Source organism: Pseudoalteromonas sp. 2CM39R (assembly GCF_023161845.1).
In genome coordinates, this window is the sequence record NZ_JALNTM010000019.1 from 1 (window position 1) to 12,235 (window position 12,235).

The following is a 12,235-nucleotide window of genomic DNA, read 5'->3' on the forward strand; positions in this document are numbered from 1 at the left end:
TAGGTCATCGCCAGGCTCCAAATAAGAGAAAGCCCGATTCGAAAGAGTCGGGCTTTTTTGCGTTTGGAGCTGTCAGCTTTCAGCCGTCAGACGTCAGCTGAAACACAGAGATATCAGACGTCAGATGTTAGAGGTCAGTTGAACTGTGGGGTTGTTTAGTACAGTGCATCCCTCAGCAACAACCCCCGTAGGAGGCACTTCAGTGCCGAATTCAGACCATAACAAATACATTCATGGTTAAAGCCATTCCTACAAGTACACTTTGCCTAGAACCTAGAACCTAGAACCTAGAACCTAGAACCTAGAACCTAGAACCTAGAACCTAGAACCTTCGTTAGAGGAAGACGCAGCACCAAACACCCACACCGGGCGGCTGAACGCTGACGGCTGAAAGCTGATAGCTCTGTGATGTGTTGGGTTTCACTCCGCTCTACCCAACCTACGCCAGACCCTCAAACTTTACTCTTTCTAACTCGTATCTTTACCCTTTCTAACTTTCCCCTCGCTAACTCCCAAATCGTAATTCACGAACTCGCTCATCTCCCGTTCATTAAATTAACTTTGCTTTGTTTATGGCTTTGATTTAGGATCAAATCAGTTTAAAAGCAAGAACTAATGGCCTGTGTCTAGATTACTTATTTGTTTATTATTATTTTTTTCGAGTGCTTCAACTTTCGCTGTTGAGGTGACTAATTTATATCAAGATACTCTTAAAGTTGCAGACAAATCACGTGATGCTCGTTTGGCAGCAAGCCGTGAAGCACTGCTAAATGTGCTGGTGAAAGTCAGTGGTGATACAAGCGCAGATCAAAACCCTGTTGCTAAACAGCGCACTCGCGACATTTCAGATTACATGCTGAAATTCGAATATGACGAAAAAGCAGATGGTAGTTTAAATCTGGTTGTTAAGTTTGAAGCAAATAAGATTAATGCATTAATCAAAGATCTTGGCTTGCCATTGTGGGGGACACGTCGTCCTTTAGTGGCTATCTGGTTAGGCATTGAAGATAATTGGCGCCGTGAACTGGTTACCCAAGAGTCTTATCCGCAGCTTGAACAGCTTATATACGATAAAGCAGGTCGTCGTGGTTTACCTGTGGTTGTGCCATTACTTGATTTACAAGACCGCGCTATTGTTGGTATCCCAGAAGTGTGGGGTAATTTCTCTGAGCCTGTAGAGCGAGCCTCAAGTCGTTATAGTGCAGAGCGCAGTATTACTGCAAGAATGTATCAACAAGCTGATTCAGAAACCTGGATCCTTGATTGGCGATTCACTAATGCGGAATTATTCGATACAAATCGTTTGATGGGTGATAAGCAGCAAATTGTTGCAGATATGATTGACAGTTTAGCAGGTGGCTTAGCAGCAGAATATGCCATTGATCCAACAATGATTGGCCAACTTGCGACAGCTACTTTCTATCTCAAAGGTATCAATAACTTTGTTGATATTGAATTTGCTAAACGCCGTTTAGAGAGCTTAAGTGTTGTTACTCGCGCTGTGATATCTGTACGTACGCCTGATACCGTAAAATTTATAGTTAATCACACTGGCAGCATGAATGATTTTAGAAAAGCGTTAGAACTGGATAGTGCCTTTAAAGCGTATCAGGACCCGCGTGATTTTTATCAAGTGGTGAATAGCGACGAACTTGAATATCAGTGGCAGGGGCTTTAATCGAAGTGCAAGAACCAATGCAAATGGCATTGCCAGTTACTTTGCCTGATGATGAAACATTTACTTCTTATTTTGGTGGCGAAAACTCTCTTGAAGTGAGTCACCTTAAAGATGCGTTCACAAAGCTCAGTAATAAATTTCAATATACCTACTTATGCGGTTTAGGTGATTCTGGTAAATCCCACCTATTGTACGCGACCTGTATTCATGCCCAAGAGCGCGGTTTATCAACCATGTTACTTTCAATGCGTGAAGTGATTGATTTTGGTCCTGTAGTACTTGAGGGTCTGGAAAATCTTGATGTGTTATGTATCGATGACGTGCACTTAGTGGCAGGCAACGATGCATGGGAAAAAGGGTTATTTAATTTTTTCAATCGCTTTAATGAGCCGGGCAAATACCTTGTTGTCACAGCTGATTTATTACCCGACATGCTGCACATCAACTTACCGGATTTAGTATCGCGTTTGAAGTGGGGGACAACATTACAAATTCGCTCAATGAGCGATGATGATAAAGCCGAAGCCCTCGTACGCCGTGCTCATATGCGCGGCCTTGAACTAACCGATGAATGTGCGCGCTTTTTATTAACGCGATTAAGCCGCGATATGCGTGCATTATTAGACGTTTTAGACAAACTTGACCATGCCTCAATGGCTGCACAAAGAAAATTAACAATTCCTTTTATAAAATCAACGTTAAAGCTTTAGTAGGGCTAGAATCTAGTCCTTGCTTTCAGTTATCATTAGCTATTACAAAAATCCTTCTGTGAAAGACCAGGTACTCAATGAACTTAGAAAATATTTTAGCGCAAGCACTTGAGGCAGTTGCCAGTGCGAATGAAATCGCGCAACTAGAAGATATCAGGGTTAATTACCTTGGTAAAAAAGGTGAAATCACCAGCTTACTTAAAACGCTAGGCAAGATTGCCCCTGAAGAGCGTAAAGAAGCAGGTCAAGTGATTAACCAAGCAAAACAAGAAGTACAAACAGCCATTAACGAAAAGCGTGAGTTACTAGCAAGTAAGGCTCTTGAAGAGAAACTAGCTGCAGAAACGATCGACGTAACTTTACCGGGTCGTGTTATGCCAACAGGTGGCTTACACCCAGTAACTCGTACTATTGAACGTATTGAAAGCTTTTTTGGTGAGTTAGGTTTTGCGGTTAAATCAGGTCCTGAAGTTGAAGATGATTTTCATAACTTCGATGCGCTAAATATTCCTGAGCACCACCCAGCGCGAGCTGACCACGATACTTTCTATTTCAACCCTAAGCTTGTGTTACGTACGCAAACGAGTGGTGTACAAATCCGTACTATGGAAACTGAGCAGCCACCACTACGTATCATCTCTCCAGGTCGTGTTTATCGTAACGATTATGACCAAACACACACGCCAATGTTCCACCAAGTGGAAGGCTTAATGGTTGATACAGATGTAAGCTTCACTGAGTTAAAAGGTATTCTGCACGACTTCTTACGTAACTTCTTTGAAGAAGATATGGAAATTCGTTTCCGTCCTTCTTACTTCCCATTTACTGAACCATCAGCTGAGGTTGATGTTATGGGTAAAAACGGCAAGTGGTTAGAGGTATTAGGCTGTGGCATGGTTCACCCTAACGTTCTTAAATCAGTGGGTATTGATCCAGAAAAATACACAGGCTTCGCATTCGGTATGGGTGTAGAGCGCTTGACTATGTTGCGTTACGGCGTTAACGACTTACGTGCATTTTTCGAAAACGATTTAAAATTCCTAAACCAGTTCCGTTAAGAGTGAAGATATAAAATGAAATTTAGTGAAAAGTGGTTAAGAGAGTGGGTTAACCCAGCAATCGACACACAGGCTCTTTCGGAACAGTTATCAATGGCTGGTCTTGAAGTTGACGGTGTTGAGCCTGCAGCAGCAGAATTCTCTGGCGTTGTTGTTGGTGAAGTGGTTGAGTGTGGTCAACACCCTGATGCTGATAAGTTACGTGTAACTAAAGTAAACGTAGGTGGTGATGAGCTACTTGATATCGTGTGTGGTGCACCTAACTGCCGTCAAGGCATAAAAGTGGCTGTTGCCACAGTTGGCGCTGTATTACCTGGCGACTTCAAAATTAAAAAAGCCAAACTTCGTGGTCAACCTTCACACGGTATGCTGTGCGCATTCGTTGAGTTAGGTATCAGCGAAGAAGGTGATGGCATCATGGAATTACCAAGTGATGCACCAATCGGTACTGATTTACGTGAGTACTTAAGCCTAGACGACAACATTATTGATGTTGACTTAACACCTAACCGTGGTGATTGTTTAGGAATCAAAGGCCTAGCGCGTGAAGTAGGTGTACTTAACAGTGTTGATGTAAACACACTTGAAATCGCACCAGTTGCTGCAACGATTGATGACAAAGTATCGATTGAACTTGTTAATGATGAAGCGTGCCCTCGTTATTTAGGTCGTGTAATTAAAGGTATCAACCTTGATGCAGAAACACCTCTTTGGATGGTAGAGAAGCTTCGTCGCAGTGGTATTCGCTCAATTGACCCTGTTGTTGATGTAACAAACTACGTGTTATTAGAGCTAGGTCACCCAATGCACGCGTTTGATTTAAATGCGATTGAAGGTGGTATTAAAGTTCGTAGCGCAAACGCGGATGAAGAGTTAGTTCTGTTAGATGGCAACACAGCTAAACTAAACGAGTCTACGCTTGTTATTGCTGATCACAACAAAGCACTTGCTATTGCAGGTATTTTTGGTGGTGAAAAATCAGGTGTAACTGAAGCAACTTCAGACATCTTATTAGAAAGTGCGTTCTTTAACCCTGTCGCTATTGCGGGTCAAGCACGCAGCTACGGTTTACACACTGATGCGTCACACCGTTACGAGCGTGGTGTCGATTTTGCACTGCAAAAAGATGCAATGGAACGTGCGACAGCATTACTTCTTGAAATTGTTGGCGGTGAAGCAGGCCCAGTTGTTGAAGCAGTTGCAACTGACAAATTACCAAAAGTAACAGAAGTTCGTTTACGTCGTGAACGTTTAGACCGTGTAATTGGTCACCACATTGATGATGCAAAAGTAACTGATATCCTAACGCGTTTAGGTTTAGACGTGAAAATTGTTGATGGTGTATGGAGTGCTGACGTACCTAGCTATCGCTTTGATATTCGTATTGAAGAAGATTTAATTGAAGAAGTTGCGCGTGTTTACGGCTATAACAGTATTCCTAACGTTGCACCAACTGCTAAATTAAAAATGACTAACCATGACGAGTCTCATGTTGCGGTAACTAAATTCCGCAATACACTTGTAACTCGTGGTTACCAAGAAGCAATTACGTACAGCTTCGTTGATCCAAAAGCACAAGCAATTTTACACCCGCAAAGTGATGCGCTTGTATTGCCACACCCAATTTCGGTTGAAATGTCAGCAATGCGCGTGAGCTTAATGCCGGGTCTTTTAGCGTCTCTAGTTTATAACCAAAACCGTCAGCAACCACGTGTACGTTTATTTGAGCACGGCTTAAAATTCTTAAGTGACGAAAATGCTGAAAACGGTGTAAACCAAGTTGCAGTCATTGGTGGTGTAATCTCTGGTCTTGCACACGGTGAACATTGGGTTCAAGAAAAGCGTAGTGTTGATTTCTATGATTTAAAAGGTGATGTTGAAGCACTTTTAGCAATTAGTAACGATTCATCACGTTTTGAGATAAAAGCAGAGCAGTCTGATGGCTTACACCCAGGCCAATCAGCCGTTATTTATGTTGATGGTAAAAAAGTAGGTTTCTTTGGTGCAGTGCACCCACAAGTGCAAAAGTCACTAGATATCAACAACACAGCATTTGTGTTTGAAATCGAAATGTCTGCACTAGAAAAAAGAAAATTACCAGAAGCTGTGGCAGTGTCGAAATTCCCGTCAAACCGCCGTGATATCGCGATTTTAGTGGAAGATCACGTAAAATCTGGCGATATTTTAAATGTCATAGAAAAAGTTGGCGGAAATCAATTGGTTGACCTAAACTTATTCGATGTGTATAAGGGCAAAGGTATTGAGCCAAATTATAAGAGTTTGGCGATTGCTCTAACACTGCAAGCGGTTGATAGAACGCTCGAAGAGAAAGATATCAATCAAGTAGTTGATAATGTGGTGGCCGCACTGGCCGAACAATTTAACGCATCGTTGAGGGACTAGATATGGCGCTTACTAAAGCCGACATAGCTGAACACCTATTTGAAAAACTCGGGATCAATAAAAAAGATGCCAAAGATTTAGTTGAAGCGTTTTTTGAAGAAATCCGCTCAGCGCTAGAAAAAGGCGAGCAGGTTAAGCTCTCTGGATTTGGTAACTTTGATCTTCGAGATAAGAAAGAACGTCCAGGCCGCAATCCGAAAACAGGTGAAGATATTCCTATTTCGGCGCGCCGAGTTGTGACTTTTAGACCAGGTCAGAAGCTAAAAACTCGTGTAGAAGTTGGCACAAGCAAAGCAAAATAAGAAAAGGCAGCGTTAGCTGCCTTTTTTATTTGTCTGAGTACTGCACATTAGCGAGTTGGAATTATCAAAACCCGCGTGGTGATACGAAGCTTCCTTCTTGGATACTGTCGTAAGTTTTTTGTGCTAAATCATCTAAGCTGTCTAGGCTTTTGCCTGCGGCAGCGAGTTGATGCTCGATAGGTAAAATATCGACATCTTCATACCCTGACAATTGTGCTACACGTGCAAAGGTGTAGGCATGCTTATACTTTTCATGTTTGTAAAATAAGCTCACAAGAGTAGGGTAGATCTCAGGGTTGGGAGTTTCACCAGCTTTATTTAGCTCTAGCGTTTTGTAAAGCAGATCAATGGTTTTTTCATCATCAAACTTTACGTAATAGCTTGCTAAGAAAAACTGCATTTCGGCATCTTCAGTCACCCGTTTATCTTGTTTTTCTTCAAGGGCGAGTAACTTAGTTAACGCAGACTGGTCGTTATTACGTGACCAATGGAAATACAGCAAGCCTGGGTGGTCAGTGTTTTTGGTATCTTGAAAAATTCGTGTCATTTCTTTGATGCTTGTTAAATGACCCTCAACACGAGACGTGGTTTTTTCTTTTAGTTTTATATGCTCAATCTTGGCGGCAAGCGACACACATTGATCGTATTTCTCAAAATCCTTTAATAATTGGTATTTGTTTTCGTCTGTTGGTGACTTATATTCAACATAACGTTGAATGATGACCTCGGCACGTTGCTCTTTACAGTGACTATCTTTATTTAAATCACTGCAGAAGCCAGGTGTTTCGTCGCACACTTTCGCTAGTGTAAGCGGATCTTCACAGCCTGCTAATGCCAATAAACCAAGCAACACGCTTGCTCTTAATAACATTCCTTAACCTCTACTTAATTTGTACTACTTTATTCTAGCGCAATGATTTGTTCTGTAACAGTGGAGAATCGTTCGAGTTTAAATTAGAATACCCCTGCCTGAGATGTGTTGCTCTCAAATCACAACACATTTTTTAAGGCTATCCGTTCAAAATTGTTTAATTAGGTAAAAAAAATGACCTCATCTCACGAGTTAGAATACACAAGCAGCTGGCAAGAACGTCAAGATTACGCAGAAAGTATGCAACCTATCATTGGTAGACTTTACCGTAATCGTGGTATCGAAATCGCTGTATATGGCCGTCCTCTCGTTAATGCCAGTACAATCGATATCATCAAAGCGCACAAAACAGTTGCTCAGTTTGAAGGTACAAAATTACGTTTACGTGAAAGCTTCCCTTTCTTAGAAGCAATTAGCAAAATGGATTTAAACTCAGCACGTATCGATATTGGTAAACTAGCGTATGGTTATTTATTTAACGATGCTGCGAAAGGTCGCTCAGTTGAAGAATACTTAACTGACGAATTAGCAGAAATCGCAAACTCAGAGCGCAAAGAGCCACGTGATGTTGTGTTATACGGTTTCGGTCGTATCGGTCGTTTATTAGCACGTCTATTAATCGAAAAGTCAGGCCCTTATGCAGACCTACGTTTACGTGCAATCGTTGTACGTGGCGGTAAAGACGGCGACTTAGAAAAGCGTGCAAGCTTACTTCGCCGTGACTCTATCCACGGTCCATTCAATGGCTCAATCACAATTGATAAAGAGCGCAATGCGATTAAAGCTAACGGTAGCTACATTCAAGTTATCTATGCTAACTCTCCTAGCGAAGTTGATTACACAGCTTACGGCATCGAGAATGCACTTGTTGTTGATAACACTGGTATCTGGAAAGACGAAGCAGGTCTTGGTCAGCACTTAGAAGCAAAAGGCGCAGCAAAAGTATTATTAACTGCACCAGCTAAAGGCAACATCAAAAACATCGTATACGGTGTAAACAACCAAGATATCAAATCTGAAGATAAGATTGTCTGTGCAGCAAGCTGTACAACCAATGCTATTACCCCTACGTTAAAAGCACTTAACGATAAGTTTGGTATCAAGAATGGTCACGTTGAAACAGTTCACTCGTACACAAATGACCAAAACTTAATTGATAACTACCACAAAGCTGAGCGTCGTGGCCGTGCTGCTGCACTTAACATGGTTATCACTTCAACAGGTGCTGCAAAAGCGGTTTCTAAAGCTTTACCTGAGCTTGAAGGTAAACTAACTGGTAACGCTATCCGTGTTCCTACACCAAACGTATCAATGGCTATCTTGAACTTAAACCTTGAAAAAGGTACAACTGTTGAAGAACTAAATGCGTTCTTACGTGAAACAGCACTTCATTCAGACCTTCGTGATCAAATCGATTACACAGCGTCTACTGAAATCGTATCGACTGATTTAGTAGGTAGCCGTTATGCAGGTGTTGTTGATTCACAAGCGACAATCGTAGATGACAACCGCGTTGTACTTTACGTTTGGTACGATAATGAATTTGGTTATAGCTGTCAGGTAGTACGTTGTATGCGTGATATGGCTGAAGTAACTTTCCCAAGCTTACCTCGCTAATACATAAGTTATAAAGAATCTAGAAGCCAGCATTATGCTGGCTTTTTTAGTCGTGAAAGTTTTTGCAAATTTTCAGCATGTGGTAGGCTGTTAAGGGTCTACACCATATTACTAACAAAACGTTCTAACTACAGAGCGTTGACTTAATTCTTAACTAACAAGCGAATAGCTAAGAATTATTTTTAACCAATAGGTTTATAGAATGAAAATCACCAGCAATTTTGACAGTGGTAATATCAAGGTTATTGAAGCCGTTGATCCACTGAATATTCAATTAGAAATCAATAAAGACAATCAGTCTGATTTTTTCCAGTGGTTTCACTTTCGTCTTGAAACAACTGCGTTTCAAAACCATAAATTACACATTAATAACCTAGAGAACTCAGCATACCCTGATGGCTGGGAAGGTTATCATGCGGTTGCATCATACGACCGTCAAACTTGGTTCCGTGTACCATCTGAGTACGCAAACGGCACACTATCATTTGAAGTAGAGCCTGAGTGTAGCAGCATGTACTTTGCTTACTTTGCGCCATACAGCTATGACCGCCATCTAGATTTACTAGCATGGGCACAAAGCCAGCATGCTTGTGAATTAGAAACATTAGGCGAAACCCTTGATGGTCGTGACATGAGTGTTTTACGTGTGGGTATTCCTAGCAGTGAGAAGAAAAAAATCTGGATCACGGCGCGCCAGCACCCAGGCGAAACTATGGCTGAGTGGTACGTTGAAGGTTTACTTCATAAATTACTTGATGATGAAGACCCACATGCAGCGGCACTATTATCTAAAGCGGTATTCTACATTGTGCCAAATATGAACCCGGATGGCAGTGTGCGTGGTCACCTACGTACTAACGCTAAAGGCGTTAACTTGAACCGTGAATGGCAAACACCTAGCATGGAAAATAGCCCTGAAGTTTTCTTAGTGCTTAACAAAATGCGTGAGACGGGCCTTGATATGCACTTAGATATTCATGGTGACGAAGCAATTCCTTATAACTTTGTTGCGGGTAGTGAAGGTATCCCAGGCTACGATGATCGCTTAAAAGAGTTAGAAGATAGTTTTAAAGCTGCGCTTTTAACTGTAACGCCTGAGTTCCAAGACGAACATGGTTATCCAAAAGATGAGCCGGGCCAGGCTAACCTAACTGTCGGTTCTTCTGCTGTCGCGCATGAATTTAATGCATTAGCTTACACGGTAGAGATGCCATTTAAAGATAACGATGATTTACCAGATCCAGATTACGGCTGGTCAGATCGTCGCTCGTATCAATTTGGTCAAGATACGTTAGCGGCTATCGTTAACGTGGTTGATAAATTAAGATAACGAACCTTACGGGCATCAGCAAAACTGATGCCCGTAATTGTATCTGTTGACTGAAAAATGACGGTGTAGAGCAGGATGCATCAAATGTTAACGAGGTAGGTACATTTAGCATATTGAAAATTAACTGTTAACAAACTTGGTGGGTTTAAGTTAATATTCAATATGTTCAGCTGTGAAGTAACAAAATCTCATTTTTATTTCTCACAGTCATCGTGTCGCGCATTCTCACAAGCTCACGCTGAGTATCGTAACTAACAATAAAAAATATAATCATAGAGGATATCCATGGAAGCTTTAGTAAGCGCCGTTAATGACATAATTTGGAGTAGTGCACTCATTTATTTATGTCTAGGTGCAGGTCTGTTTTATTCCGTTTTAACCCGATTCGCACAAGTTAGACATTTTAAAGAAATGTGTAAATTATTGCTTAGCTCTAATAATTCAGATACGGGTATTTCTTCATTCCAAGCACTTGCTGTATCGTTATCAGGCCGTGTAGGTGTCGGTAATATTGCCGGGGTGGCTGCTGCAATCGGCTTTGGTGGCCCGGGTGCGATTTTCTGGATGTGGATAGTTGCGTTCCTTGGCGCAAGTACTGCGTATGCCGAGTCAACTCTTGGTCAGATTTATAAATCAGAAGAAGATGGTCAATATCGCGGTGGTCCAGCATTTTACTTCGACCGCTGCTTACAGCAAAAGTGGTTAGCCGTATTATTTGCAGTATCGGCGATTATTGCTTGTGGTGTGTTCCTTCCGGGCGTTCAAGCGAATGCGGTAGGTAATGCATTTACACAAGTTTTTGGTGAAGGCACATTGGTTAGCACCAGCTTTGGTGAAGTAGGTAGCTTTAAGCTTGTTGCGCTTGCAATCATCTTAATTGTGCTTGCATTTATCATCTTTGGTGGCATTAAACGTATCGCAAACTTCACACAAATCGTGGTGCCATTTATGGCGCTAGGTTACATCGTGTTAGCTTTAATCGTGGTGTTCTTGAACCTAGATAAAGTGCCAGGTATCTTCTCAATGATCTTATCTGATGCATTCACCGCGCAAGCAGGCTTTGGTGCTGCTATTGGTTGGGGTGTTAAACGTGGTATTTACTCAAACGAAGCAGGTCAAGGTACGGGTCCACATGCAGCATCAGCTGCTGAAGTTGATCACCCAGCTCAACAAGGCTTAGTGCAAGCATTTTCTGTTTATGTTGATACCATTTTTGTTTGTACAGCAACGGCGTTAATGATTCTAATCACTAAACAATACAACATTGTGGGTGAGTTACCTGCAGGTCAATTCATTGTGCAAAACGTTGATGCTGCAACAGAAGTAGGCTCTGCTGCTTTCACACAAATGGCATTATTTAGCGTATTTGGTGGCTTTGGTGAAGCATTCGTTGGTATTGCTTTATTCTTCTTCGCATTTACCACAATTCTTGCTTATTACTACATTGCTGAAACGAACGTTGCTTACTTAAACCGTTATTTCAAAGGCAATATTCCACTGGTTATTGTTAAGCTTGTCATCATGTTTATGGTGGCTTACGGCATGGTAAACAGTTCTGGTTATATCTGGAATATTGGTGATATTGGCGTAGGCTTAATGGCCTGGATCAACATTGTCGGTATTTTGGCTATTTTCTTTGTCGCAAAACCTGCTCTTAACTGCTTACGTGATTACGAAGATCAAAAGAAAGCCGGTGGCGAAATCACTTTTGATCCAGTTAAATTAGGCATTAAAAATGCGACTTTCTGGGAAAAGCGTCTAGCTGAAAAGGCGAAACAGAAACAATAAATCAGGTTTTTGAGTTTTTGTAGTGAATTTAGTTGTGCAGGTTTTCGAATCTTCACAAATGAATGAAATTCAAATAAGACATCGACTCATAAAACAAGTACAATAAAGGGCGCCTAAAGGCGCCTTTTTTATGCGTAGTATGGAGAAAGATATGGCGATTATTAGTTGCCCGCAGTGTGCAAAATCAATATCTGACAAACATAAGCAATGCCCGCATTGTGAATGCCAAGTCACCGATCTAAGCAATGAGCAATTGCAGCAAATGCAAAAAGAAACGCGCATTCGTAGACAACAAAAGTTTATGAATCAGTCTTTCCTCGCACTGATTTTATTTTTAGGGGGCTTTTTCTGTTATTACTTTATGCACCCCGAAGCAAAGTCTCTTGAGTGGTATGCCTATACATCGGCAATGGCAGTAGGTTTTGTGTGGTATCTTGTAAGCCGCATCTATTTAGTTGTTTTAAAAAAGAAAAAGTAA

General features: G+C 41.5%; 10 protein-coding genes. 9 read left to right on the forward strand and 1 reads right to left on the reverse strand.

What is annotated here, in order from left to right:
- Positions 1-622: 622 nt before the first annotated feature.
- The 5 genes from MTF66_RS29720 (at position 623) to ihfA (ending at position 6,151) form a co-directional block, all read left to right on the forward strand.
- Positions 623-1,678, forward strand: coding sequence for a DUF2066 domain-containing protein (locus MTF66_RS29720; protein ID WP_248529417.1), 1,056 nt, complete (start codon positions 623-625; stop codon positions 1,676-1,678).
- Positions 1,678-2,388 (forward strand): DnaA regulatory inactivator Hda, encoded by a 711-nt coding sequence (gene hda, locus MTF66_RS29725; protein ID WP_248529485.1) that lies wholly within the window; start codon positions 1,678-1,680, stop codon positions 2,386-2,388. Before MTF66_RS29720 ends, hda begins: the two co-directional genes overlap by 1 nt.
- A gap of 77 nt (positions 2,389-2,465) precedes the next feature.
- Complete coding sequence (gene pheS, locus MTF66_RS29730) at positions 2,466-3,446, forward strand: phenylalanine--tRNA ligase subunit alpha (RefSeq protein ID WP_054552893.1); 981 nt, start codon at positions 2,466-2,468, stop codon at positions 3,444-3,446.
- 15 nt (positions 3,447-3,461) lie between these two features.
- The gene (gene pheT / locus MTF66_RS29735; protein WP_248529418.1) at positions 3,462-5,849 is read left to right on the forward strand and encodes a phenylalanine--tRNA ligase subunit beta; all 2,388 of its coding nucleotides are present in this window, start codon (positions 3,462-3,464) and stop codon (positions 5,847-5,849) included.
- A 2-nt stretch (positions 5,850-5,851) separates the two neighbouring features.
- Positions 5,852-6,151: an integration host factor subunit alpha gene (gene ihfA, locus MTF66_RS29740; RefSeq protein ID WP_002960690.1), complete on the forward strand. Its 300-nt coding sequence runs from the start codon at positions 5,852-5,854 to the stop codon at positions 6,149-6,151.
- Positions 6,152-6,215: 64 nt separating this feature from the next.
- Here the strand turns inward: ihfA and MTF66_RS29745 are convergent, their stop codons facing one another.
- On the reverse strand, positions 6,216-7,022 hold the full coding sequence (locus MTF66_RS29745; protein WP_248529419.1) for a DUF2989 domain-containing protein: 807 nt from the start codon (positions 7,020-7,022) through the stop codon (positions 6,216-6,218).
- Between the two features lie 174 nt (positions 7,023-7,196).
- On the opposite strand from MTF66_RS29745, the gene MTF66_RS29750 reads away from it, so the two are divergent.
- From MTF66_RS29750 to MTF66_RS29765, 4 genes are all read left to right on the forward strand, one after another.
- Positions 7,197-8,639, forward strand: coding sequence for a glyceraldehyde-3-phosphate dehydrogenase (locus MTF66_RS29750; RefSeq protein WP_054561210.1), 1,443 nt, complete (start codon positions 7,197-7,199; stop codon positions 8,637-8,639).
- 202 nt (positions 8,640-8,841) lie between these two features.
- Positions 8,842-9,969 carry a M14-type cytosolic carboxypeptidase gene (locus MTF66_RS29755; protein WP_054561211.1) on the forward strand — a complete coding sequence of 376 codons (1,128 nt, stop codon included), beginning with the start codon at positions 8,842-8,844 and terminating at the stop codon, positions 9,967-9,969.
- 285 nt (positions 9,970-10,254) lie between these two features.
- Positions 10,255-11,757 carry a sodium:alanine symporter family protein gene (locus tag MTF66_RS29760; protein WP_054561212.1) on the forward strand — a complete coding sequence of 501 codons (1,503 nt, stop codon included), beginning with the start codon at positions 10,255-10,257 and terminating at the stop codon, positions 11,755-11,757.
- Positions 11,758-11,908: 151 nt separating this feature from the next.
- On the forward strand, positions 11,909-12,235 hold the full coding sequence (locus MTF66_RS29765) for a hypothetical protein (protein WP_054553080.1): 327 nt from the start codon (positions 11,909-11,911) through the stop codon (positions 12,233-12,235).

What these genes read in the sequence shown, in the direction of transcription:
- pheS (WP_054552893.1), top strand. Translation starts at nt 2,466, where the DNA reads ATGAACTTAGAAAATATTTTAGCGCAAGCACTTGAGGCAGTTGCCAGT.
- pheT (WP_248529418.1), top strand. Translation starts at nt 3,462, where the DNA reads ATGAAATTTAGTGAAAAGTGGTTAAGAGAGTGGGTTAACCCAGCAATC.
- ihfA (WP_002960690.1), top strand. Translation starts at nt 5,852, where the DNA reads ATGGCGCTTACTAAAGCCGACATAGCTGAACACCTATTTGAAAAACTC.
- MTF66_RS29745 (WP_248529419.1), bottom strand. Translation starts at nt 7,022, where the DNA reads ATGTTATTAAGAGCAAGCGTGTTGCTTGGTTTATTGGCATTAGCAGGC.
- MTF66_RS29750 (WP_054561210.1), top strand. Translation starts at nt 7,197, where the DNA reads ATGACCTCATCTCACGAGTTAGAATACACAAGCAGCTGGCAAGAACGT.
- MTF66_RS29755 (WP_054561211.1), top strand. Translation starts at nt 8,842, where the DNA reads ATGAAAATCACCAGCAATTTTGACAGTGGTAATATCAAGGTTATTGAA.
- MTF66_RS29760 (WP_054561212.1), top strand. Translation starts at nt 10,255, where the DNA reads ATGGAAGCTTTAGTAAGCGCCGTTAATGACATAATTTGGAGTAGTGCA.
- MTF66_RS29765 (WP_054553080.1), top strand. Translation starts at nt 11,909, where the DNA reads ATGGCGATTATTAGTTGCCCGCAGTGTGCAAAATCAATATCTGACAAA.